The sequence below is a fragment of the Actinacidiphila acidipaludis genome (assembly GCF_019890725.1).
In the GTDB taxonomy this organism is placed as follows: domain Bacteria; phylum Actinomycetota; class Actinomycetes; order Streptomycetales; family Streptomycetaceae; genus Actinacidiphila; species Actinacidiphila acidipaludis.
In genome coordinates, this window is sequence record NZ_JAINZZ010000015.1 from 13242 (window position 1) to 36353 (window position 23112).

The 23112-nt window shown below is 73.4% G+C and carries 24 protein-coding genes and 1 pseudogene; 8 read left to right on the forward strand and 17 right to left on the reverse strand.

Going from position 1 to position 23112, the window contains the following annotated elements; genetic code table 11:
• Window positions 1–69: 69 nt before the first annotated feature.
• Both K7862_RS14640 and K7862_RS14645 read left to right on the forward strand, forming a co-directional pair.
• Entirely contained in the window at window positions 70–885 is an 816-nt protein-coding gene (locus K7862_RS14640; protein WP_308011989.1) for a helix-turn-helix domain-containing protein, read from the forward strand.
• Window positions 882–1136: a DUF397 domain-containing protein gene (locus tag K7862_RS14645; protein ID WP_222963010.1), complete on the forward strand. Its 255-nt coding sequence runs from the start codon at window positions 882–884 to the stop codon at window positions 1134–1136. The genes K7862_RS14640 and K7862_RS14645 overlap by 4 nt, the downstream gene beginning before the upstream one ends.
• Here the strand turns inward: K7862_RS14645 and K7862_RS14650 are convergent.
• The 3 genes from K7862_RS14650 to K7862_RS14660 all read right to left on the reverse strand — a co-directional run bounded on the left by K7862_RS14650 (window position 1133) and on the right by K7862_RS14660 (window position 4485).
• Window positions 1133–2350: an FG-GAP-like repeat-containing protein gene (locus K7862_RS14650; RefSeq protein WP_222963011.1), complete on the reverse strand. Its 1218-nt coding sequence runs from the start codon at window positions 2348–2350 to the stop codon at window positions 1133–1135. The genes K7862_RS14645 and K7862_RS14650 overlap by 4 nt on opposite strands.
• 120 nt (window positions 2351–2470) lie before the next feature.
• Window positions 2471–3691: an FG-GAP-like repeat-containing protein gene (locus K7862_RS14655; protein WP_222963012.1), complete on the reverse strand. Its 1221-nt coding sequence runs from the start codon at window positions 3689–3691 to the stop codon at window positions 2471–2473.
• Window positions 3692–3900: 209 nt separating this feature from the next.
• Window positions 3901–4485, reverse strand: coding sequence for a sigma-70 family RNA polymerase sigma factor (locus K7862_RS14660; RefSeq protein WP_308011990.1), 585 nt, complete (start codon window positions 4483–4485; stop codon window positions 3901–3903).
• Between the two features lie 79 nt (window positions 4486–4564).
• Between K7862_RS14660 and K7862_RS14665 the strand changes: the two genes are divergently transcribed.
• Window positions 4565–5392 (forward strand): alpha/beta fold hydrolase, encoded by an 828-nt coding sequence (locus tag K7862_RS14665; protein WP_222963106.1) that lies wholly within the window; start codon window positions 4565–4567, stop codon window positions 5390–5392.
• Window positions 5393–5435: 43 nt separating this feature from the next.
• Here K7862_RS14665 and K7862_RS14670 read toward each other — a convergent pair whose 3' ends face one another.
• The 4 genes from K7862_RS14670 to K7862_RS14685 all read right to left on the reverse strand — a co-directional run bounded on the left by K7862_RS14670 (window position 5436) and on the right by K7862_RS14685 (window position 9458).
• On the reverse strand, window positions 5436–6644 hold the full coding sequence (locus tag K7862_RS14670) for a hypothetical protein (RefSeq protein WP_222963014.1): 1209 nt from the start codon (window positions 6642–6644) through the stop codon (window positions 5436–5438).
• A gap of 197 nt (window positions 6645–6841) precedes the next feature.
• Window positions 6842–7690: a trehalose-phosphatase gene (gene otsB / locus K7862_RS14675; RefSeq protein WP_222963015.1), complete on the reverse strand. Its 849-nt coding sequence runs from the start codon at window positions 7688–7690 to the stop codon at window positions 6842–6844.
• A 78-nt stretch (window positions 7691–7768) separates the two neighbouring features.
• Entirely contained in the window at window positions 7769–8080 is a 312-nt protein-coding gene (locus K7862_RS14680) for a DUF3263 domain-containing protein (RefSeq protein WP_222963016.1), read from the reverse strand.
• Window positions 8081–8210: 130 nt separating this feature from the next.
• The gene (locus K7862_RS14685) at window positions 8211–9458 is read right to left on the reverse strand and encodes an extracellular solute-binding protein (protein WP_222963017.1); all 1248 of its coding nucleotides are present in this window, start codon (window positions 9456–9458) and stop codon (window positions 8211–8213) included.
• A gap of 257 nt (window positions 9459–9715) precedes the next feature.
• Here K7862_RS14685 and K7862_RS14690 point away from each other — a divergent pair, with 257 nt between their 5' ends.
• The 3 genes from K7862_RS14690 (at window position 9716) to K7862_RS14700 (ending at window position 12887) form a co-directional block, all read left to right on the forward strand.
• The gene (locus K7862_RS14690) at window positions 9716–10648 is read left to right on the forward strand and encodes an ROK family protein (protein WP_222963018.1); all 933 of its coding nucleotides are present in this window, start codon (window positions 9716–9718) and stop codon (window positions 10646–10648) included.
• Entirely contained in the window at window positions 10648–11841 is a 1194-nt protein-coding gene (gene nagA, locus K7862_RS14695; RefSeq protein WP_222963019.1) for an N-acetylglucosamine-6-phosphate deacetylase, read from the forward strand. The genes K7862_RS14690 and nagA overlap by 1 nt, the downstream gene beginning before the upstream one ends.
• Before the next feature lie 110 nt (window positions 11842–11951).
• Window positions 11952–12887 carry a 1-phosphofructokinase family hexose kinase gene (locus K7862_RS14700; RefSeq protein WP_222963107.1) on the forward strand — a complete coding sequence of 312 codons (936 nt, stop codon included), beginning with the start codon at window positions 11952–11954 and terminating at the stop codon, window positions 12885–12887.
• 63 nt (window positions 12888–12950) lie between these two features.
• Here the strand turns inward: K7862_RS14700 and K7862_RS14705 are convergent, their stop codons facing one another.
• Window positions 12951–13973, reverse strand: a complete 1023-nt coding sequence (locus tag K7862_RS14705; protein WP_222963020.1) for a carbohydrate-binding protein — start codon at window positions 13971–13973, stop codon at window positions 12951–12953.
• Window positions 13974–14129: 156 nt separating this feature from the next.
• Between K7862_RS14705 and K7862_RS14710 the strand changes: the two genes are divergently transcribed.
• A complete protein-coding gene (locus K7862_RS14710) occupies window positions 14130–15140 on the forward strand; it encodes an SAM-dependent methyltransferase (protein ID WP_222963021.1) in 1011 nt (336 codons plus the stop codon).
• Here the strand turns inward: K7862_RS14710 and K7862_RS14715 are convergent.
• The gene (locus K7862_RS14715; RefSeq protein ID WP_222963022.1) at window positions 15137–16126 is read right to left on the reverse strand and encodes an NAD-dependent epimerase/dehydratase family protein; all 990 of its coding nucleotides are present in this window, start codon (window positions 16124–16126) and stop codon (window positions 15137–15139) included. The two genes, K7862_RS14710 and K7862_RS14715, sit on opposite strands and share 4 nt — an antisense overlap.
• A 98-nt stretch (window positions 16127–16224) precedes the next feature.
• On the opposite strand from K7862_RS14715, the gene K7862_RS14720 reads away from it, so the two are divergent.
• On the forward strand, window positions 16225–17367 hold the full coding sequence (locus K7862_RS14720) for an NADH-quinone oxidoreductase subunit D (protein ID WP_222963023.1): 1143 nt from the start codon (window positions 16225–16227) through the stop codon (window positions 17365–17367).
• A 38-nt stretch (window positions 17368–17405) separates the two neighbouring features.
• On the opposite strand, the gene K7862_RS14725 is transcribed toward K7862_RS14720, so the two are convergent.
• From K7862_RS14725 to folP, 8 genes and pseudogenes are all read right to left on the reverse strand, one after another.
• Window positions 17406–18356 carry a hypothetical protein gene (locus K7862_RS14725; RefSeq protein WP_222963024.1) on the reverse strand — a complete coding sequence of 317 codons (951 nt, stop codon included), beginning with the start codon at window positions 18354–18356 and terminating at the stop codon, window positions 17406–17408.
• A 152-nt stretch (window positions 18357–18508) separates the two neighbouring features.
• Window positions 18509–18985: a rhodanese-like domain-containing protein gene (locus K7862_RS14730; RefSeq protein WP_222963025.1), complete on the reverse strand. Its 477-nt coding sequence runs from the start codon at window positions 18983–18985 to the stop codon at window positions 18509–18511.
• On the reverse strand, window positions 18985–19527 hold the full coding sequence (locus K7862_RS14735; protein ID WP_222963026.1) for a cupin domain-containing protein: 543 nt from the start codon (window positions 19525–19527) through the stop codon (window positions 18985–18987). Before K7862_RS14735 ends, K7862_RS14730 begins: the two co-directional genes overlap by 1 nt.
• 390 nt (window positions 19528–19917) lie before the next feature.
• Window positions 19918–20421, reverse strand: a complete 504-nt coding sequence (locus K7862_RS14740) for a DUF3180 domain-containing protein (protein ID WP_222963108.1) — start codon at window positions 20419–20421, stop codon at window positions 19918–19920.
• Between the two features lie 47 nt (window positions 20422–20468).
• Window positions 20469–21095 carry a 2-amino-4-hydroxy-6-hydroxymethyldihydropteridine diphosphokinase gene (gene folK / locus K7862_RS14745; protein ID WP_222963027.1) on the reverse strand — a complete coding sequence of 209 codons (627 nt, stop codon included), beginning with the start codon at window positions 21093–21095 and terminating at the stop codon, window positions 20469–20471.
• Window positions 21092–21451, reverse strand: a complete 360-nt coding sequence (gene folB / locus K7862_RS14750) for a dihydroneopterin aldolase (protein ID WP_222963028.1) — start codon at window positions 21449–21451, stop codon at window positions 21092–21094. The genes folK and folB overlap by 4 nt, the downstream gene beginning before the upstream one ends.
• 233 nt (window positions 21452–21684) lie before the next feature.
• A pseudogene (locus K7862_RS14755) lies at window positions 21685–22152 on the reverse strand (nuclear transport factor 2 family protein); the annotation flags it as partial.
• Entirely contained in the window at window positions 22149–23042 is an 894-nt protein-coding gene (gene folP, locus K7862_RS14760) for a dihydropteroate synthase (RefSeq protein WP_222963030.1), read from the reverse strand. The pseudogene K7862_RS14755 and the gene folP, both read right to left, overlap by 4 nt.
• Between the last annotated feature and the right edge of the window lie 70 nt (window positions 23043–23112).

Here is a 23112-nt window from a genome sequence, read left to right on the forward strand (position 1 = left end):
TGACCACGCGTCAGGTGGGCCGGGCGACGTTCCCGGTGTGTATCGGGTGTGTACGGGGAGGCGGGGCGCGTGCCCACGAAGAGCGAGGGTTCCGCGAGCATGCGGATGTTCGGTGCGGTGGCGCGCGGACTGCGGGAGAACGCCGGCGTCACCACGGACGCGCTGGCCGAGCGCGTCGGTTACTCGAAGTCGCTGATCATCAAGGTCGAACGGGGTGAGCGGATGCCGCCGCCGATGTTCGTGGAGAAGGCGACGGAACTCCTGGGCGGAGGGGCGTTGCTGGCGCAGGCCGCGGCCCATCTGGAACGGCGGAGCGACTTTCCGGAGTGGTTCGAGCCGTATGCCGACCTGGAGCGGTCGGCGATCAGCCTCTACAAGTACGACAACTTCGTCGTCAATGGCCTGCTCCAGACCGTGGATTACGCGAGGGCTCTGCTCAGCGACAGCTCAGCCCTGGTGGAAGCCGATGAGATCGAACGGCGAGTGGAGGCACGGCTGGCGCGTCAGAACTTGCTCACCCGCACGCCGCTGGCTCAACTCGCCTTCCTGGTCGAAGAGTCGGCACTGAAACGCCCGCTGGGCGGCCCAGACGTGCACAAGGCCCAGCTCACACGTCTGCTGGGGATCGGCCAGCTACGTAACGTGACGATCCAGGTGGTAGCGACCAGCGCTGAAGCCCATGCCGGGTTCGACGGCCCCATGACGCTGATCGAGACAGAAGCCCGTCGCCAGTTCGGCTACCTGGAGGTCCAGGGCCGTAGCTTCCTTCTAGAGGACCGTGACGAGGTGAGTACGCTCAACCAGCGCTATGCGATGATCCGTTCGCAGGCCCTCAGCGTGAGGGAGTCCGCGAAGGTGATCGAGCAGATAGCAGGGGAGCTATGACCTCCGAACTCACCTGGTTCAAGAGCAGCTACAGCGGCACCCAGGGCGGCGACTGCGTCGAGGTCGCCCTGGAATGGCGGAAGTCCAGCCACAGCGGCAACGAGGGCGGCGACTGCGTCGAGGTCGCGGCGTGCCCCGCGACCGTCCACGTGCGGGACTCCAAGGACCCGGAGGGCCCGGTCCTCACGTTCTCCGCCGCCGCGTGGTCGGCGTTCCTGACGTACGCGGCGGCGGAGAGGGCGCGCGGCTAGAAGAGGCCGTCGCCGTCGGCCAGGTAGTCGTTCGTACCGTTGTAGGCGATGGTGCCGCCGGCCCGACCGGCATAGAAGCGGACCTCGCCGAACGCCTCGGTCTGGGCGGCCAGCAGGTCGGGATGTCCGTCCCGCGTGATGTCACCGACGCCACGCAGGGTGGTGAACGGGCCCCACCCGCCGCTGCCGATGATCTTGCGGGTGCCGAACCAGCCCTTGCCGTTGCCCGGGTAGAGCCACAGCTTGCCCGACGAGTCGCTGACGACCAGGTCGTTGTGTCCGTCGCCGCTGAGGTCGCCGATGCCGGCGAACGCCCGCATGACGTTCCAGCCGCCGCCGATGAGCTTGCGCGCGCCGAACCAGCCCTTGCCGTTGCCCGGATACATCCACAACTTGCCCGCGGTGTCCCGCGCCACGAGATCGCCCTTGCCGTCACCGTTGAGGTCGCCGAGGGCCTGGATCGCGGTCATCGTGTTCCAGCCGCCCCCGATCAGCTTGCGCGCGCCGAACCAGCCCTTGCCGTTGCCCGGGTACATCCACAACTTGCCCGCGGTGTCCCGCGCGAGGAGGTCCTCCGCACCGTCACCGTTGAGGTCGCCGTGCCGGGTGAGCGCGGTCATGGAGTTCCAGCCCGCACCGATCAGGGTGCCCGTGCCGTCACCACGCAGGAAGTACAGCCGCCCAGCGTACGTACGGTTCAGCAGGTCCGGATTGCCGTCCCCGTTCAGGTCCCCGAAGGAGGCCGGAGTCCCCGGGTCCCCGACGTCCGGGCTGTCCCACGGCAGGTACTCGGGGCCGCCCTCGCACTGCCGCGCGGTGTGCGCCCAGCGGATGGACCCGACGTTGTTGTCCAGGTGGCTGTTGGCGTCGTGGTAGTAGTACAGGTCGTCCCCGACGTTGGTTCCGCTGTCCAGCAGCTCGACGTCGTGGACCGGGTCGATGTACTGGTAGTTCGTCCGGCTGTACAGGCAGAAGTACTGGTAGCTCGTGTGGTTGTAGACCGAGGACACCTTGGTCCGCCAGGCGCCCAGGTCGGCCTGGGGCGTGCTGAACGACGCCATCGCACCCTGGCCGTCCTGGCCGTCGAAGACGCAGAACTTGCCCGACGCGCAGCGCGCGTAGCCGGTGGCGGCCTGCGCCGGTGCCACCGACGTGGCGATCAGCCCCAGCGCGGCCGCAGCCGTCACCAGGGCGGCACGGAACGAAATCCGCATGTCTGGTTCCCCTAAGGAACTTCAGGCCCGCACACCCGTGCGGGCGACGTTTTGTCCCGACGTTCTCCGCAGCCGCTGGTCCGGGTTCCCGACGTGCGCGGCTGCGGAGATGACGGGCGGCTAGAAGAGGGCGTCGCCGTCTTCGAGGTGGCCGTAGTAGCCACCGTCGTTGGCGATGGCCCCGGCGGTCCGGCCGTAGTAGATGCGGATCTCGCCGCCGGTCGCGACGCTCTGGGCCGCGAGCAGGTCGGGGTGGGCGTCCCGGGCCATCTGGCCGACACCGAGCAGCGTGGTGAACGGCCCCCACCCTCCGGTGCCGATCATCTTCCGGGCGCCGAACCAGCCCTTGCCGTTGCCCGGGTAGAGCCACAGCTTCCCGGACGAGTCACTGACCACCAGGTCGTTGCGCCCGTCACCGCTCAGGTCGCCGACGCCGGCGAACGCCCGCATGACCTGCCATCCGCCACCGATCAGCTTGCGCGCGCCGAACCACCCCTTGCCGTTGCCCGGGTACATCCACAGCTTCCCCGCGGTGTCCCGGGCCACCAGGTCGCCCTTGCCGTCACCGTTCAGGTCGCCGACCGCCTGGATCGCGGTCATCGTGTTCCAGCCGCCACCGATCAACTGCCGCGCGCCGAAGGCCCCCTTGCCGTTACCCGGGTACATCCACAACTTGCCCGCGGTGTCCCGCGCGAGCAGGTCCTCCGCACCGTCGCCGTTGAGGTCGCCGTGCCGGGTGAGGGCCGTCATGGAGTTCCAGCCCGCACCGATGAGGCTGGCCCTGCCGTCACCGCCGAGGAAGTAGAGCCTTCCCGCGTACGTGCGGGTCAGCAGGTCGGGCATGCCGTCCCGGTTGAGGTCGGAGAAGGCAGCCGGGGAGAGCGGGTACGACGCGGCGGTGTCGGACCAGTCCACGTACTCGTTGCCGCCCTCGCACTGCCTGACGGTGTGCGCCCATCGGACGGACCCCAGGTTGTTGTCGAGATGGCTGTTACTGTCCTGGAAATCGGCGAGGTCGACCTGCGCGGCCCCGGCGGTCACGACCTCGACCTCGTGGACCGCGTCGTCGTAGACATAGTTCGTCCTGCTGTACAGGCAGGCGTACTTGTAGCCGGTGCGGTTGTAGACCGAGGACGCCTTGCTCCGCCAGGTGCCCAGGTCGGCCTGCGGCGAAGTGTAGGACGTCATCGCGCCCTGGCCCCCGGCGCCGTCGAAGACGCAGAACTTGCCCGACGCGCAGCGCGCGTAGCCGGTGGCGGCCTGCGCCGGAGCCACCGACGTGGCGATCAGCCCCAGCGCGGCCGCGGCCGTCACCAGGGCAGCACGGAACGAAATCCGCATAAGTGTGTTCCCCCCCAGGGAAGTTGACGCCCGCACCTCGTACGGGACGGACACATGCTAGACCCCGACACGGCGCAGGGGTTGTGCGGCGATCGGGATGGCCCGGCCCCGTCAGCCCGTGAGCACGTCGACGAACTGCCAGACGCTCGGGCAGCACCGAGGTCACCGCCGCGACGAAGGCCGTCACCACCGCCGGGGAGGACCCCCGCTCAGCCCCCCGCGCGGAGCCGGTCGCGCTGGAGGGCGCGGGCGAGGGTGCGGCGCAGGGAGGGCGAACCGGGGGGCGCGGACCGGGACTTGGCGGGGACGTCGAGGGCGCGGCTGATCACGTCGTAGGCGTCGCGGCACCCCGCGGGCAGTGCCGCCGACCGCAGGCGCAGGTCCTCCTCGACCAGGCGCCGGAGTGCGTCCACATCCTGCGGGGTGAACCGCCGCCGCCCGCGGGCGAGGGCATGGACGTGGCGCGAGCAGGCGGCCGTGTCGTCGAGCCGCTCGGAGATCTCCTCGGCGAGGCCCCACAGGCGGCCGTCCAGCCAGGGCCCGTCGCGCTGGTCGAGCACGAGCGGCACCACGGGCGCCGGCTCGGCCCTGCGGGCCTTGACCATCTGCTTGGAGACGGCGGGCTGGCTCATCCCGGCCAGGCGGGCGATGGCGTCCTGCGTCCAGCCGAGGGCGGCCAGCGCCTCGATCATCTCGGCGCGCACCCGGCGCATCTCCTCACCCGCACGGATGACCTCGTTCATGCCGGCGAGGATGCGCCCGGCCTGCTCCTCGGTCAGCGTCTCAGGGTCCACACCGCGGTTATACACCCCGCGGCACCAGCGATCATAACCGGGTTGTACAACCGGGTTATGCGTGGCAGGCTCCCTGACCGTGCCCACCTTCACCGCTCCCGACGGAACCCGCCTCGCCTATCGCGAGGCCGGCCGCGGCGACCTACTCGTCTGCCTCCCCGGCGGCCCGGCCGACGCCGCCTACCTCGGCGATCTCGGCGGCCTGTCCGCGCACCGCCGCCTGGTCCTCCTGGACCCGCGCGGCACCGGCGGCTCGCAGGTCCCCGCCGACCCCTCCTCGTACCGCTGCGACCGCATGGTGGACGACGTCGAGGCGCTGCGCGCGCACCTGGGCCTCGCCCGGCTCGACATCCTCGCCCACTCCGGCGGCGCCAACCTCGCGCTGCGGTACGCCGCCGATCACCCGGAACGCATCGGCGCACTCGCGCTGATCACCCCGGGCAGCCGGGCCGCCGGCATCGCCATCACCGGTGAGCAGCGGCTGGCCGTGGCCCGGCTGCGTTCGGCCGAGCCCTGGTACCCGGCCGCGTTCGCCGCGCTGGAGGCGATCACCGAGGGCACCGGAGGCGACTGGGACGCCATCGCGCCCTTCTTCCACGCCCGTTGGGACGCGGAGACGCGGGAGCACCACGCGGCGTCCCAGCCGCGCAACCAGGAGGCCGTCGCGCACTTCGCCGCCGAGGGGGCATTCGACCCGGAGGCCACCCGGGCGGCCCTGGCCGCCGTGACGGCTCCCGTGCTGCTGCTCGCCGGAGAGTTCGACGTCAACAGCCCCGCGACGTCCGTGACGGACCTCGCGGGGCTGTTCCCCCGTACGTCGGTGGTCGTGCAGCCGGGCGCCTCCCACTACCCCTGGCGGGACGACGCCGAGCGGTTCGTGGCGGCCACCGCGGCCTTCCTGGCGTAGGGCCCTGGCCCCCACGGCTCCCGCGCCAGGAACTTCCGCTCTCTCAGGCGGCGTTGCGGCGCCGGCGGGCGACCGAGGCCATGACCAGCGCGCCCGCGGCGGCGAACAGCGCGGCCAGGCCGGCGAGCAGGCCCGCGTTGCCCGAACCCGTCTTCGCGAGCTGCCGGCCCGAACCGGTGTCGGTGGACGGCGCGTCGGTCGCCGGCGCGTCGGTGGACGCCGCGACCGTCGTGGACGCCGACGGGGCCGGGGTGGCGGCCGCGGAGCTCGACGCGCTCGGCGACGGGCCGGCGGTGGCCGTGACCACCGGGGTCGGGTCGTAGCGCAGCACGCCGTCCAGGTCGACGATCGGCGCGCGGTTGCCCTCGGTCATCCCGGTGGTCATGTTGAGGTGCAGGTCGCGGGCCTTGCCGTCGCCCTGGCCGTTCGGGACGGTGAACCGCAGGTCGTAGTGGTGCTTGTCGCCGCCCTTGAAGCCCGTGGCGATCTGCGGCAGCGTCCACTCCCACGGGCTGAGGGAGGGGGCGTCGGTCCACGTGCCGTTGGTGAGGACCTGGAGCTTCATGCCCTTGGGGGCGTCCGCGACGGTCACCAGGGTCCGCAGCGGGCTCTGGAACGCGCCGCCGGCGCTGTCGGCGACGTCGTACGAGGTCCGGCCGGGCCGGCCGGGCGCGACGGTGGCCTTGGCGCCGAGCGCGCCGGTGAGCTTCCCGTCGGCCTGCGCCGGCGGCAGGTCGACGTGGACGCTCTTGGAGCCGTGGCCGGTGTCGAAGGCGAGCGTGATGCCGTCGTCGTTGGACGGGTAGTCCTTGGCGAAGCCGAAGGTGATCTTCCAGCTCATGCTGCCGTGCGCCGGGACGGAGAACGGAGCGAACGGCTTCCCACCGTGCGGGGCGAGCGTGACCAGGGCCGACGCGTCCTCCTGGCCCAGCGTGACGTCGGTGGCCGGGGCCGTCACGGGGGCCGCCTGGAGGAGGATCTGGCTGCCGAGGATCGGGCTCGGGCCGTCCGGGATGCCGAACACGCTGCTGGCGTAGTCCTGGGCGGTGCCGGTGGTGTTGGTGACGGTCAGGGTGAGCGTCTGGCTGCCCTGGCCGCGGGCGACGGCGTTGTGGCTGACGTCGCTGAGGACGACGGCGAGCGGCTCGTCGGACGCGGCGTGCGCGGCGGGCGCCAGCAGGGTGCCGCAGACGGCGGCGGCGACGACGGCGGTCGCGGCGACGGACAGGCGGCGGACGGACTTCGCGGACATGGTGATTCCCCCCCGGGAACATGGCTGTGGTGTGGAAGCGCTGCCCGCTTGCGTCCGGTGACCTTCGTCCGTGCTCGACCTCAGCGGCTGGCGATGCGGGAATCTTCGCGCACCGGTGATCCCCGGGGGGTGGGGGAATCGTCACCGCACGGCAACAGTGCCCCGGCCGTTCGTAACAGCGCCGGGGCCCCCGGACGTCACTCCAGCGCGTCCGCCAGCGCGTCGAGCAGTGCCACCACGCCGTCGGGGCCGGTGACCGTGACGTCCGCCTGCTCGGCCACCTCGGGCGGCGACTCGGCGGTGCCGGCGCTGGCCACCAGCAGGCCCGGCATGCCGTTCTTGCGCAGGTCGTCGACGGCCGCGAAGGCCGCGAGGTCACCCAGGTCGTCCCCGGCGTAGAGGACGCACCCGGCGCCGACCTCCCGCAGGTACGCGGCCAGCGCCACACCCTTGTCCATGCCCGGCGGCCGCAACTCCAGGACGTAACGCCCGGGTTCGACCATCAGCCCGTGGGTCTCGGCGAGTTCGTGCAGGGGTCCGCGCAGCGCCTCGAAGGCGGCGTCGGGGTCCTCGGTACGGCGGGTGTGGACGGCGACCGCCCGGCCGCCCTTGTCCTCGATCCAGGTTCCCGACCAGGCTCCGATGCGGTCGAGGTGGCCGGGCAGTTCGGCGCGCACGGCGGTGACGCCGGGGTGGGCGCCGGGGGTGTGCACCTGGCCGCTGACCGCGTCCCAGCGCTCGGCGCCGTAGTGGCCGAGGACCACCAGGTGCTCCAGGCCGCGGACGCCCGCGAAGCCGCCGTAGCGGACCGCGACGCCGGCCGGCCGGCCGGTCACGACCGCCACCGCGGCCAGGCGCGGGGCAAGACGGGCGAGCGCGGCCGGGGCGCCGGGATGGGCGCGGGCCTGGTCGGGGTCGGCCACGATGGGGGCCAGCGTGCCGTCGAAGTCCAGCGCGACGACGGCGCGTTCGGGGTGGGCCAGGAGGGCGGCGAGGCCGTCCCTGCCCTCGGGCGTGCGGGGGGTGGGGAGGTCGGCGGAGGCCATGGTGCCGACCCTACCCGCGGCGGACGGGCGCACGCCCGGCGTACGGTCGCACGTCGCGGGACGTCCCCGTTCCGGCCGCTAGCGCTCGGCGCGGTGCCGCTCGCGTTCGGCGCGCAGCCGGTTGACGGTCACCGGGGCGTGGCGCAGGGCCCGCGGGTCGTCCAGCAGGGCGTTGAGCACCTGGAAGTAGGCGGTCGGCGAGATGTCGAGCCGTTCGCGTATCGCCCGCTCGCGCGGGCCGGGGCCGGTCCAGGTGCGGCCGGCGATGTCCAGCACCGCGCGGTCGCGCTCGGAGAGCTCACCCCCACCGGGGCCGCCGTCACCGCCGGTGTGCCCGCTCGCGGCGGCGCCGGTGTCCTCGCCCGGCGCCGCGCCGCTGTCCTCGCTCATGCCGTTCACCCTACGGGCCCGGCCGGCCCGTAGCTCGGGCTTCCTGCTCACTCGCTCCGCGGACGGCCTCGTTCCTCGGCCGGCCACTTCACGAGCTCGGGCGTCAGCCCTCGGCCGTCCGGGCCCGGCGTCAGGACTTCTGCGCGTTGTCCAGGCCCTGGGCCGTGACCTGCAGCTTCGACAGCACCGTCTTCGGGTCGCCGGTGACCGCCTTGCCGATGTCGGCCTTCACGGCGTCGCTGACCGGGCCCCAGGACGTCTTGTTGACGGGGTAGAAGACCGCCTCCGGCAGCAGGTCGAGGAACTTCCGCAGGTCCGCGTACTTCGGGTCGTTCTTCATGGTCGTCAGCGCCGTGGTGGTCACCGGCAGCAGGCCGTACTCGTCGAGGAACTTGACCGCGTTCTTCTCCTGGTACACGAACTGCAGGAACTTGCCGGACGCGTCCTTGTTGCCGTTCTGCTTGAAGGCCATCATCCAGTCGGCGACGCCCAGGGTGTCGCTGGACGGGCCCGTCCTGCCGGGCAGCGGCGCCACGCCCACGTCGATGTGCGCGGCCTTGGCCTGGGCGAGCAGCGTCGGGTGGCCCATGATCATGCCGGCCTTGCCGGACAGGAAGTCGGCGAAGACGTCACGGCGGTTGGTCTTGCCCGGGGCCGAGGCCTGCACCAGACCGGGCTGCACCAGGTGGGTCTTGAGCCACTGGAAGGTCTCGATGTTGGCGGCGGAGTCGAAGGTGTAGCTGCCGACGCTGTCGGTGAAGCCGCCGTCGTCGCCCAGCATCCACAGCAGCGACTCGGCCTGCGCCTCCTCGGTGCCGAGCGGCAGGCCGTAGGGGTCCTTGACGCCGTTCGCCTTCAGCAGCTTGGCGTCCTTCTCCACGTCGTCCCAGGACTTCGGGGCCTTGGTGATGCCGGCCTGCTCGAAGAGGTGCTTGTTGTAGAAGAACATCCGGGAGCTGGACACCCACGGTATGCCGTACTGGACGCGGTTGACCGAGCCCGCGTCGGCGAGGGCCGGCAGGAAGTCGGACTGCTCGCTGACCGTGAACAGGTCGTCGGCGCTGTACAGCTGGCCGGCCGAGGCGTAGGCCGCGTAGGAGCCGATCTGGGCGATGTCGGGCGCGTGGCCCGCCTTCACCATCTGGGCGACCTTGTCGTCGACGACGTCCCAGCTCAGAACCTGGACGTCCACCTTGATGTGCGAGTTCTGCTTCTCGAAGGCGGCGACGACGTCGTCCCAGTACTTCGTGGAACTGTTGTGCGTCTTGGGGTCGCCGTAGTCGGCGGCCACCATGTGCAGCGTGACGTCCTTGCTCAGCGGGCTGCTGCCGCCGCACGCGCTGAGGGTGGTGGCCGCCAGGACGGACGCGGCTCCCATCGCCGCAAGTCCGAGAAGTCGTCGCCGCTGCACCGTTCCTACCGCCTTTGACTGACTACGGGCGTTCTTCGTGTCCACACGCCCACGGAAGCGTCGAGTCTTCCCCACACCTTGAGCCAAGGTCTACACCATGAGTGATATCGCTTCCGCAACGGGTCCCGCCCAGTGCCCACGACCCGCCTCCGGACGGGCTTCGATCGATCTTTGCCCCGGAGTGGACTAGACCTGTCCAGGGGTGAGACGGGAGACTGTCTCCCGTGAGACATGTCATCGCCCTCGATGTGGGCGGCACCGGGATGAAGGCCGCCCTGGTCGCCGCGGACGGCACGCTGCTGCACCAGGCACGCCGTCCCACCGGCCGCGAGCGCGGTCCTGACGCGGTCGTCACCGCGATCCTCGACTTCGCCGCCGACCTGCGCGACCACGGCCTGCGGGAGTACGGGGAGCCGGCCGTCGCGGCGGGCGTCGCCGTGCCCGGCATCGTCGACGACGTCCGCGGCGTGGCGGCCTACTCCGCCAACCTCGGCTGGAAGGACGTGCCGCTGCGCGACCTGCTGTCCGAACGGCTCGACGGCGTCCCGGTGGCCCTGGGCCACGACGTGCGCACCGGCGGCCTGGCCGAGGGCCGGATCGGCGCCGGCAACGGCGCCACCCGCTTCCTCTTCCTGCCGCTGGGCACCGGCATCGCCGGCGCCATCGGCATCAACGGGCACATCGAGGCGGGCGCCCACGGCTACGCCGGCGAGATCGGCCACATCGTGGTCCGCCCGGACGGACCGCGGTGCAACTGCGGGCAGCGCGGCTGCCTGGAGGTCCTGGCCTCGGCCGGCGCGGTCTCCCGGGCGTGGGCCGCCGCCAGCGGCGATCCGGACGCCGACGCCGCGGCCTGCGCGCGGGCCGTCGAGGCGGGCGACCCGGCGGCGCTGGAGGTCTGGCGCGACGCCGTGGAGGCGCTCGCCGCCGGCCTGGTGACCGGCCTCACCCTGCTGGACCCCGAGGTGCTGATCATCGGCGGGGGTCTCGCCGAAGCCGGGGACACCCTCTTCGGTCCGCTGCGCGCGGCCGTCGAGGCCCGCATCACGTTCCAGAAACTCCCCCTCATCGTCCCCGCCGCCCTCGGGGACACCGCCGGATGCCTGGGTGCGGGCCTGCTCGCCTGGGATCTGATCTCCGTGGAGGTAAGCGCCTGATGGCCCCCGTATCGACAACGCAGCGCACCGTGCTGACCGGTGCCCGTGTGGTCCTGCCGTCCGGAGTGGTGGAAGGCGGCCGGCTGACCGTCGAGGGCACCCGGTTCGCGGCCGCAGACCCCTCGGGCACGGCAGGCGCCCCCACCGAGGGGGAGACCACCGTCGACCTGTCCGGACGCGGCTGGACGGTCGTGCCCGGCTTCGTGGACATCCACAACCACGGCGGCGGCGGCGCGTCCTTCACCTCCGGCACCGCCGAGGAGATCCTCACCGGCGTCCGCACCCACCGGGAGCACGGCACCACCACGGTGGTGGCCTCCACCGTCACCGAGAACCTCGACACCCTCGCCCGCCAGGCGGGCCTGCTGGCCGAACTGGTGGAGCAGGGCGACCTGGCCGGCATCCACTACGAGGGCCCGTTCATCTCGCCGTGCCGCAAGGGCGCGCACGACGAGGGCCTGCTGCGCCACCCGGACCCGGCCGACGTGCGCAAGCTCGTCGAGGCCGGCCGCGGCGCGGTGCGCATGGTGACCCTGGCCGCCGAACTGCCCGGCGGCATCGAGTCGGTGCGGCTGCTCGCCGAGCTCGGCGTGATCGCCGCGATCGGCCACACCGACGCCACCTACGAGCAGACCCGCGAGGCCATCGACGCGGGCGCGACCGTCGCCACCCACCTGTTCAACGCGATGCCGCCGCTGCAGCACCGCCAGCCGGGCCCGATCGCGGCGCTGCTGGAGGACGAGCGGGTCACCGTCGAGCTGATCAACGACGGCACCCACCTGCACCCCGCGGTCCTCGAACTCGCCTTCGGCAGCGTGGGCGCGGGCCGGGTCGCGTTCATCACCGACGCGATGGACGCGGCGGGCTTCGGCGACGGCATGTACGACCTCGGCCCGATGAAGGTCGAGGTGCGCGAGGGCGTGGCACGCCTGGTGGAGGGCGGCTCCATCGCCGGCTCCACGCTCACCCTCGACACCGCCTTCAAGCGGGCCGTGACGGTCGACGGCCTGGCCCTGACAGACGCCGTGCAGGCGCTCTCCGCCAACCCCGCCCGCCTGCTGGGCCTGTCCGACCGGGTCGGAGGTCTGGAGCCCGGCAAGGACGCCGACCTGGTGGTGCTGGACGAGGCCTACGACCTGGTGGGCGTCATGCGCAAGGGCGAGTGGGTCGTCGCGCCGGCCGCGAGCGCATAACGGGGCACAGGGAGCACCCCCGCCCATCCCGCGGAACCGCCGGGAAACGTGTGGGTAAAGGCGGCCGGCCCGGTCTGGGCTGGCCGCCTCGGTTTTGCCATCATCACATGGTGATCATCACCGTCACGCTGAACGCGGCACTCGATGTGACCTACCGGGTCCCGTCGCTGCGCCCGCACACCACCCACCGGGTCCTCGACATCGCGGAGCGGCCCGGCGGCAAGGGACTCAACGTCGCGCGGGTGCTGGCCGACCTGGGCCACCACACGGTCGTCACCGGTTTCGCCGGCGGGCCCGCGGGCGACGAGCTGCGCCGCCGTCTGGCGGCCGTCACACGGGCGGACCTGCTCACCGACGCCCTGGTGCCGACCGCTGGGCCGACGCGCAGGACGGTGGGCGTGGTGGACGCCGCCAGCGGCGACACCACGATGTTCAACGAGCCCGGCCCGACGGTCAGCCCCGCCGAGTGGGCGTCCTTCGTGGAGGTCTACCGCAGCCTGCTGGCGTCCGGCGAGGCGGGCGCGGTGGCGCTGTGCGGCAGCCTGCCGCCGGGCGTGCCGGTGGGCGCGTACGCCGAACTCGTCCGGGAGGCGCGGTCGGCGGGGGTGTTCGCGCTGCTGGACACCAGCGGGGAGCCGCTGCGGCGGGGGCTCGCCGCGCGGCCCGACCTGATCAAGCCGAACGCCGACGAGCTGGCCGGGCTCACCGGCTTCTCCGAGCCCGCCAGGGCCGCCCGGGACGCCCGGCGGCGCGGGGCGCGGGCCGTGGCCGCGTCCCTGGGCGCGGAGGGCATGCTGGCGGTCACCGAGGAGGGCCTGTGGCGGGCGCTGCCGCCCGGCCGCCTCACCGGCAACCCGACGGGCGCCGGCGACTCGGCGGTGGCCGGTCTGCTGTCCGGCGTGGTGGAGGAACTGCCGTGGCCCCGCCGGCTGGCCCGCGCGGTCGCCCTGTCCGCGGCGACGGTGGTCGCCCCCGCGGCCGGCGAGTACGACCGCGCGGTCTACGAGGAGCTGCTCCCCCAGGTGAAGGTGGACGCCGCCGGCTGATCCGGGCGCGGGCCGGGCGGGGAGGCGGGGCCGGCCGGTGCGGGCCCGCTCCGTCGCCCGGGCCTACTTCTTGACCTGGCCCTGCTTCAGCCACACCTGGTCGAGGTTGACGCCGCAGTTCGTGTTCGGCATGCAGGTCAGCGTGAGGGTGTTGGCGCCCTTCTTCAGGTCGACCCACTGGTAGGTGGTGTTGTCCCACGCCTTCGACCAGTCGGTGTAGTTGCCGTAGTTGGGCAGGTTGACCGGGTTGGAGCGGGGCTTGCCGTTGACCGCGAGGCCGAGGTTGGCGGTCTGGCCGGCGTTGCCGTAGTCGATGAAGTACGTGTACGGGCCGTCCTCGGGCACCGTGACCGTCCATGTCACCGTCGCGCCGGCCGTGCCCAGGCCGTCCACGTAGGTGCCGCCGGAGGCGGCGGCGCCGGGCCACTGGGTGCTCTTCTCGGCGCCGCCGCCCAGCGTCAGCGTCGAGGCGTCGGTCTTGCCGGAGTCGAACTGCGTCGGCGTGGCCGAGGGGCTGGGGTCGCTGCTCGGCGCGGTCGAGGCGACCGACGGCGGCGTGGTTGCGGCCTTGTCGTTGCTGCCCTTGTCCCCGCCGGAGCCGTTGGTCATGGCGAAGGCGATGCCGATCGCGACGGCCGCGACGACCGCGACGGCCCCGATGAGCAGGCCCTTGCGGTTGGGCGTGCCACCGCCCCCGCCGCCCTGCTGGCCCGCGCCGCGGTGCCCGCCCGGAGGCGGCGACCCGAACTCGCGCGTGCCCTGCCCGCCGTACTGCTGGCCGCCCTGCCCGCCGTACTGCTGCTGCGGGTACTGCTGGGTGGCGCCGGTGTACTGCTGCTGCGGGTACTGCTGGGTGGCGCCGCCGTACTGCTGCTGGGGCGGGTAGCCGTAGCCGCCGGTCGCCGGCGGCTGCTGCTGCGGGCTGCGCCGCTCACCGACGCGCTGCACCTGGTTGTACGAGGTGCGCGGCTGCGGATAGGCAGGGCGCTGCGCCCCCGCCGGGTCCTGCTCCTCGCCGCCCTCGGACCGGTAGAGATACGCGAACGGGTCGTCGTTCTCCGGGGTGCCCTCGTGTCCGGCCGTCATCCGCTGTCCACTCCCTCGTACTGCCGTGCCGCACGAAACCCTACCGGGCTCGGGCGGCACAGCGCTCGGACGTTGGACGCTCCACGCAGGCGTGAAGGTTCCCTCACACATCCCCTGTGATCCGTCCCACGTCCGCCGTCACATACGGTAGGCGCCGTGGACGAAGAGTGGCTGCCCTGGCGGACCGCGACGGAGCGCGCGCTGTACGGGCCCGGCGGCTTCTTCGTGCGGCACGCCCCCGCCGGGCACTTCCGCACCTCGGTGCACGCCTCCCCGCACTTCGCCGGGGCCGTCGCCTCGCTCCTGGAGCGGGTCGACGCGGCCCTCGGGCGCCCCCCTGAGCTGGACTTCGTCGACATGGGCGCCGGGCGCGGCGAACTGGCCGCGGGCGTGCTGGCCGCGCTGCCCGCCGCGGTGACGGATCGGCTGCGGGTCCACGCGGTGGAACGCGCCGCGCGGCCGGACGGGCTGGACCCGCGGGTCGTCTGGACCCCGGAGCCGCCGCCGGGCGCCCGGGGACTGCTCTTCGCCAACGAGTGGCTGGACAACGTGCCGCTGGACGTCGCGATCGTCACACCCACGGGTGACGCGCGCTACCTGGAGGTCCGGACGGCCGACGGCCGGGAGCGGCCGGGCGCCGAGGTGCGCGGTGAGGACGCGGAGTGGCTGCGGCGGTGGTGGCCGCCCGGCCCCGAGGAGAGCCGCGCCGAGATCGGGCTGCCCCGGGAGGAGGCGTGGGCCGGGGCCGTGGGGACGCTCGCCGCGGGGCTGGCGGTGGCAGTCGACTACGGGCACACGCTGGCGTCCCGGCCGGCCGAGGGCACCCTGACGGGTTACCGGGACGGACGGCAGGTGCCGCCCGTCCCGGACGGGAGCTGCGACATCACGGCCCACGTGGCCTGGGACGCCCTGCCGGGGACGACGTGCCCGCAGCGCGCCGCGCTGCGGGCCCTGGGGCTCTCCGGCGCCCGCCCACCGCTGTCGCTGGCCTCCACCGACCCCGCCGCCTACGTCCGCCGCCTGGCGGCCGCCTCCCACGTCGCCGAGCTGCTCTCCCCCACCGGCCTGGGCTCCTTCACCTGGCTCAGCACACCCGTGGGCCTGGAGTGCGCCGGCCTGCTGCCCGCGGACGCCGCCCCCGGACCGCTGCCCGAGGGCAGGACCTAGGAGGCGCCGAGCAGCGCCAGGGCCGCCGCCTCGCGTGCGGCCGGCAGTCCCGCGGCCGGCCGGTCGGGGCGCTGCGGGGGCGGGCCGGGCAGGGACCGGAGCCAGGCCCAGGTGTCCGCCACGGTGTCCGCCACCGGCCGGCAGCGCAGGCCCGCCGCGAGGGCCTTGCTCACGTCCCCGCGGTGCAGCGTGTCGTACAGCTCGCCCGGCGGCAGCCACACCGGCAGCTCCGTCCACGGCTCGATGCCCGCCGCCTCGACGACCTCCGGCGGGATCCACCGCAGCACCGCCGAGGACCCGGTGACGGCCACGCACTCCTCCAGCAGCTCGCCCATGGTGGTGTGGCCGGGCTCGCTCACCACGTTGTACGGGCCGCCCAGCCCCGCGGCGAGGGCGTCCAGCATCCAGGCGGCGAGGTCCCGCGCGTCGACGTACTGCAGCCCGAGGTCGCGCGGCCCGGGTGCCAGCACCTCACCGCCGCGGGCGATCCGGTTCAGCCACCACGGCAGCCGGCCGATGTTCTCCCACGGACCGAGGACCAGGCCCGCCCGGGCCAGCAGCGCCCGGTCCCCGAACGCCTTCAGCGCGGCGAGCTCCCCGCCGCGCTTGACCGCCGCGTAGTCGGCGTCCTCGGCGTCCTCGGCGCCCTCGACAACGGGTGCGCTCTCGTCCAGCCCGGCCGGCGTCGGATACGCGTACACCGACCGGCTGGAGACGTACGCGTAGCCGCCCACTCGCCCCTTCAGCAGTTCCGCCGACGCCCGCACCGCGCCCGGCGCGCCCGACCAGGTGTCGACCACGGCGTCCCAGCGGCCCTCGGCGAGCGCGCCCAGGTCCCCCTCCCGGTCCCCCGTCAGCACCCGCACGCCCGCGGGCGCCGGATGCCGGCCGCGGTGGAAGACCGTGACCTGCCAGCCCCGTCCCACCGCCTCCTCGACGACCGCACGCCCGACGAATTCCGTCCCACCCAGTACCAGCAGTTCCATGCCCTCACTCTCGGGGCCGTCCGGGGCCGTCCGCCAGCGATCACGCCGAGAGCGATTCCGCCGTCGGCGTACCGGGCCGGGACTGAGAGGATGGGGGCATGACGGAGACCACGATCGGGATCGGCGGGGCGGCCGAAGGCACCGACATGGTGCTGAACATCGGGCCGCAACACCCCTCCACACACGGCGTGCTGCGGCTGCGCATGGTGCTGGACGGCGAGCGGATCCAGAGCTGCGAGCCGATCGTGGGCTACATGCACCGGGGCGCGGAGAAGCTCTTCGAGGCCCGGGACTACCGGCAGATCATCATGCTCGCCAACCGGCACGACTGGCTCTCGGCGTTCTCCAACGAACTGGGCGTGGTGCTCGCGGTCGAGCGGATGCTCGGCATGGAGGTGCCCGAGCGCGCGGTGTGGACGCGCACCCTGCTCGCCGAGCTCAACCGGGTCCTCAACCACCTGATGTTCCTGGGGTCCTACCCGCTGGAGCTGGGCGGGATCACCCCGATCTTCTACGCGTTCACCGAACGCGAGGAGCTCCAGTACGTGCTGGAGGAGGTCTCCGGCGGGCGCATGCACTACATGTTCAACCGCGTCGGCGGCCTCAAGGAGGACCTGCCGAACGGCTGGACCGAACGCGCCCGGCACGCGGTGGCCTCGGTCCGCTCGCGGATGGACCGGTTCGACGACCTGGTGCTCGGCAACGAGATCTTCCGCGGCCGCACCCGCGGCGTCGGCGTGCTGTCGCGGCAGGACGTGCACGCGTTCGGCATCAGCGGCCCCATCGCCCGCGCGTCGGGCGTGGACTTCGACCTGCGGCGGGACGAGCCCTACCTGGCGTACGGCGAACTCGGCGACGTGCTGGACGTCGTGACGCGGACCGAGGGCGACTGCCTGGCCCGGTTCGAGGTGCTGCTGCGGCAGACCCACAACGCGCTGGACCTCGCCGACGCCTGCCTGGACCGGCTCGCCGAACTCAAGCCGGGCCCGATCAACCAGCGGCTGCCGAAGGTGCTGAAGGCCCCCGAGGGCCACACCTACGCGTGGACCGAGAACCCGCTCGGCCTCAACGGCTACTACCTGGTGTCCAAGGGCGAGAAGACGCCCTACCGGCTCAAGCTGCGCTCGGCGTCCTTCAACAACATCCAGGCGCTGACCGTGCTGCTGCCGGGCACGCTGGTGGCCGACATGGTGGCGATCCTCGGGTCGATGTTCTTCGTCGTGGGCGACATCGACAAGTAGGGCGGACCGCCCGGGACGGCCCGCCCGGGACGGGCCGGTCAGACCTGGGCGCGCAGCTCCGTGACGTCGAGCTGCTCGGTCTCGTCGTGCGCGGTCAGGTCGATGACCTCGGGGTCTGCCGGGGTCTCCGCCGCCTGCTCGTGCTCGCGGGCCGGGTCCTGGCCGGCGTCGGCCGACTCCAGGGCCTTGCGCGACTGCGTGCCGAAGAAGTCGAACCCGCCGATGGCGCGGTTGCCCGAGGCCGAGGCGGTCGCGGACGAGCCGCGCTGCGCGTACGGGAGGACCGCGGCGGCGGCCGGCACCAGGCGGTGCTCGCGCACCGGCAGGGCCGTGGGGGCGCCGGAGGCGTGCTTGCCCTGCCGGTCGTCGGTGACCGCGGCCGCCTCGCGGCGGCGGGCCTCCTCCACCGTGCGCTGGGCCTGCTGACTGGCCGCGTTGCGCGGCAGGTCCCGCAGCGCCTGGAACGCCTTGAGGTAGGCGGCCGGGCCGACCGGCGGGGCCCCCGTGGTGAGGGCGAGCGGCTGCGGGGCGTTCGTGCCCTCGACCTGGAGCCGGCGCTTGGCCTCCAGGGCGCGGGCGCGCTCGGACTCGGCCGTGGCGTACCGGCGCAGCAGCTCGGCGTGCTCGGTGCGCAGCCGGGCGAGTTCGGCCCGCTTGCTGCGCAGCTTCTTCTCCAGCCGGGTGCGGATCTCGCGGGACTCCTCGAGGTCCGTCTCGACCTCGGCGATCCGCTCGTCGGTGTGCCACTCGTCCCGGACCCGGGCCGCGGTCAGCTCGGCGACCTCACGGCCGGCGGACCGGTCCCAGTTGCGGGCGAGCAGGGCGCCGGCGCAGGCGGTGAGGGCCGTGGCCCCGGCGATCGCCCGCAGAACGGCCGGATCGCCGGCGAACAGGGAGGCCGCGGCGAGTACCGCGGCGCAGCACGCGACAGTCAGCGGCGGCAGCAGCCGGTGCAGCGGCTGCGAATGGCGGTGGCGTCCACGGGGCATGGCCAGAAATTTAGCGTGCGCGGTGGCGTCGTGGGGCGCCGGGTCCCTTAATTTTCGGGGGGTTTGGGCCCCGGATTCCCCCGGGGGACACGGAGAGCGTTCAGCTGGGCACGATGTGTCCGCAAATGCCTTCCGCATCCCCCGGTTCAAGATCATTCTTCAAGATCGAATCCGGCCGAAGTGGCATTGTGCGGAGTTGGTGAAGAACCGATGTGCGGGGTCGGCACGGAGGGGATTCCGCCGGGCGCGGTGACCGGCAGGCCGGCCGCCCGCCACGCCTGGAAGCCGCCGACCAGATCGGTCGCCCGGTGCAGTCCGAGCTCCCGCAGCGAGGCCGCGGCCAGGGAGGAGGCGTAGCCCTCGTTGCAGAAGACCACCACCAGCCGGTCGTGGCCGGTGGCCTGCGGCAGGCGGTGCGAGCCGACGGGGTCCAGCCGCCATTCCAGTTCGTTGCGCTCGACCACCACCGCACCCGGCACGGTGCCGTCGCGGTCGCGCAGTGCGGCGTACCGGATGTCCACCAGCAGGGCGTCCTCCCGGGCGGCGGCCGTCGCGGCCTGACGCGGCGTCAGCCGGACCAGCCCGGCACGCACCCGGGCGAGGTGCTCCTCGACCGAACGGGCGGCCATCACCACTCCTCGGGGCGCTCGACGAGTTCCAGCCGCAGCGTGCTGCCCTTGCGGCTGTACCGGCGGATCAGCGGAAGCGGCGGGTAGTAGGCGTGCACCGAGACGGCGTGCAGATTGCCCGAACGGTTCTCCACCTGGTGCAGGTGGTTGCGGCCGAAAGCCCGGCCGCGGCCCTCGGGCAGCACCCGCAGCCGGTCCAGGCCGTCGGCCAGTTCCAGCGAGCGCCAGCCCTCGGAGGGCAGCGGGACGGACAGCGACCGCTCGGTGAGCTCACCGGCGGCGGTCACGAAGGCGCCGTGCGAGCCGCCGTGGTCGTGCCAGCCGGTCTCGGCGCCCGGCGGCCAGCCGATCAGCCAGGCCTCGGCGCCGCCGGGGCCCTCCAGGCGGGTCCAGGTGCGGCCCTCGGGGTCCAGCGGGAGGGCGCCGACGACGGCGGGGTCGGCGGCCACGCGCCGGGCGAAGTCGAGCAGGTCGGCGGGGCTGGGCGCGAGGCCCTCACGGGAAACCTGACGGGAAAAGGGTGTGCGGGAGGGCACGGGCATGGGTCACCAAGCCTGGGACGTGGGTGAACGGCGGGCCTGAGGCGCGCTTCAGCGCGCGGCCGTACACACGCAGCCCGCGTAGCGGAGGAGGTCCAGGTGGACCCTCCGATGCAGGCGCAGCGTGAACGCGTTCACGCTGCGGACCCAACCATGACCGGCCGCCCCCGGTCAAGCACCCTCCCCTCACCCAGGACCGGGTACACCCTCCCCGGGAGGTGCCCCCAGCGCGAGCAACCGGCCACCGGCCGGTGGTCCGGACACGGCAGCAACAGCCCCTTCGGGGCGGTGACGAACTGCGGCGCCGTCGTGGCTGGTCGCGCAGTTCCCCGCGCCCCTGGATGGTTGCCCTCTGCGCAGACAGAGTCCGTGCCTGCCCGGGCGGGCTGACCCTCAGCGGGAGGCGTTGCGGCGTTGGTCGGGGGGAGTCGTGGACTTGTCGTCGTCCTCGGGGAGCTTGCAGACGCGCTCGAGGAAGATCGCCGCGGCCACCACCGCGATCCCGGCCAGCACCGCGGTCCCCGCGTAGATCGCCTGGTCGCGCCGCGGCGCCATGTCCAGCTTGTACATGATCAGATAGACGCACGCCCCGCCGTAGATCCCCGCCACCAGCGAAGCGACCAACGCGCTGGCCTGCCCGAAGACCACCGCCCGGGCCGCGGCCAGCGGGTCGACGCCCTTGGCGCCGGGCCGCCGCTCACGCTGGGCCCGCAGCCGGGACCGCAGCGACAGCGCCGTGGCGAACAGGGCCACGGCGATCAGCGCCAGCACGATGGGGGCCGCGACCGGCACCCCGGGGAGCGTCCCCACGGTGTCCCACAGCCGGGAACCCGCCCAGGAGACCACCGCCGCGACCACGAAGAGTCCCGCCAGTGTCCTGATCCGCAGCGTCCTCACCGAGTTGCCCGCCTCCACCGTTCCTTGGTCCTCGTTGCTGCCAACGCTTACTCGGGCAGCCGGAGTTCCACGTCGGGCCGCAGCCGCACACCCTCCTGGCCGACGGCCGCCATCAGGTCGGCGACCGCGCCGTGGCCGGGCAGCTCCGCGGCCGGATCCACGTCGTACCACGGTACGAGCACGAAGCCCCGCTCGTGCGCCCGCGGATGCGGAAGTGTCAGCACCGGGTCGGCCGAGACCACGCCCTGGTAGGCGACGATGTCGACGTCGATGGTGCGCGGCCCCCAGCGTTCGGCGCGCACCCGCAGGTACGCCTCCTCGATGGCGTGGGCGCGCTCCAGCAGCGACGCGGGCGGCAGGGTGGTGCGGACCAGCACGACCGCGTTGAAGTACGCGGACTGGGTGCCGGGCTCGACACCCCACGGCTCGGTCTCGTACACCGGCGAGACGGCCTTGACCCGGACACCGGGGGTGTCCTCGAGCGCGTCGACGGCTCCCTGCAGCGTCTCCAGGCGGTTGCCCAGATTGCTGCCGAGGGCGATCACCGCGCTCCGGGGATTCTGCAGCGTGCTGTCGGCGGCGTCGACCGTGGCGGTGACGGCCGCCGGCACGGGCTGCACGGTCGGATCGACGGGCTGCTGCTCGGACGGGTACTCGGGGCTCGGGGAAGTCACGGGCGCCTCCGCGTGATGGTGACGGTCACGTCGTCGAAGGGCACGGTGATCGGCGCGTCCGGTTTGTGCACGGTCACCTCCACCTCCTCGACCACTTCATGCCCGAGGCACGTGTCGGCGATGCGCTGAGCGAGGGTTTCGATGAGGTCGACCGGCTCGCCGGCGACGATCGCCGCGACCTGCTCGGCCAGCACACCGTAGTGCACGGTCAGCGCGAGGTCGTCGGTGGCCGCCGCGGGGGCGGTGTCCAGGCCGAGCACGAGGTCGACCACGAACGTCTGGCCGTCCTCGCGTTCGTGCGCGAACACTCCGTGGTGTCCGCGGACGCTCAGTCCCCGCAAGGTGACTCGATCCACGACTTCACTACTCCTGCCGGTCGGTGCGGTGGGCGGCGGGTCCGTCGCTGCGTGGGCGGGCCCGGCGGGAAGAATCTACGTCACGCGTCCGGACCACCGGCGGGCCCGTCCGGCCCGAAGGACGATCCGCCCTCCCCCGCCGAGCCGGTGTCGCCGTCGTCGTCGAGGCCGCGGCCGATGCCGAGGTCGTCGTCCCCGTCGTCCCCCTCGTAAGCGTCGTCCCCCTCGTAAGCGTCGTCCCCCTCGTAAGCGTCGTCGGCGTCGTCACTGTCGTCGGCCAGGACCGGGGAGGCGTGGTGGACCCAGAGCTGCCAGCCGTCCGTGCCGCGGCGGAAGACGTTGGTGGCCACCACCCGGCCGCCGACCAGGGAGCCGGCGGAGCCGTCCTCCTCGGCCGGGCCGCCGCTGAGGATGTTCTCCGTGCAGGTGACCAGCGCGGTCTCGCCGTCGACGGCGATCTCGACGTCGGTGAGGAAGAACTGGATGTACTCGGTGTTGGCCATGATCAGCGCGTAGGAGCGCATGACCTCGCGGCGGCCGCGCAGCACCGGCCAGCCGGGATGGACGACGCTGACCGACTCGGCGAGCGGGCCGGTGAGCACGAGGGCCTCCAGCGCGTCCAGGTCGGAGTTCTCGACCGCGTCGTAGAAGGCCTGGTTGGCCGCCTCCACGGCGCGCGCCTCGGCGGTGGTGGGGGTCACCTGGCCGTCCCGTCCGGTCCGGCCGGCCCGTTCCCGGCGTTCTCGATGGCCCGGGCGACCCGGACCGCGTCCGCGCTGGCGTGCACCTCGTGGACGCGGACCGCCCAGGCGCCCTCGCGGGCGGCGATGGCGGTGACCGCGGCGGTCGCGGCGTCGCGCTCGCGGGCCGGCGGCGGCGCGCCGGTGCCGCCGGCCAGGATCCGGCCGAGGAACCGCTTGCGGGAGGCGGCGACCAGCAGCGGACGGCCGAGCGACCGCAGGTCGGCGAGGTGGGCGAGCAGCGTCAGGTCGTGGCCGGCGTCCTTGGCGAAGCCCAGGCCGGGATCGACCACGATCCGTTCGGGATCCACGCCCCCGGCGACGGCCCGGTCCAGGCTGGTCCGCAGCTCGGCGACGACCTCGCCGAGCACGTCGCCGTAGACCGCTCGGTTGTTCATGTCGATGCTCTGGCCGCGCCAGTGCATGACCACGAAGGGCGTCCCGGCGGCGGCCACCACGGGGATCATGGCCGGGTCGGCCTGTCCGCCGCTGACGTCGTTCACCAGCCGGGCGCCGGCGGCCAGCGCCCGCTCGGCCACCTCCGCGCGCATGGTGTCGACGCTGACCAGCACCCCCGCGGCCGTCAGCTCGCGCACCACGGGGACGACACGGCGCAGCTCCTCGGCCGCGTCGACCCGGGCGGCGCCGGGGCGGGTGGACTCGCCGCCGACGTCCACCAGGTCGGCGCCCTGGGCCACGAGGTCCAGGCCGTGCTTGACCGCCAGCTCCGGGTCGAACCACTGGCCGCCGTCGGAGAACGAGTCGGGTGTGACGTTCACGACGCCCATGACCGCGCACCGGTCCCAGGTGGGGAGACCGAGGGGCCCGCTGCGGCCCTGTGACGTACTCATGGGGCCCAGCCTACGGTTCCTCCCCCGCCGGTCTCCCCGGGCCGTCGCCGTCCCGCCGGCGGATCGCGGC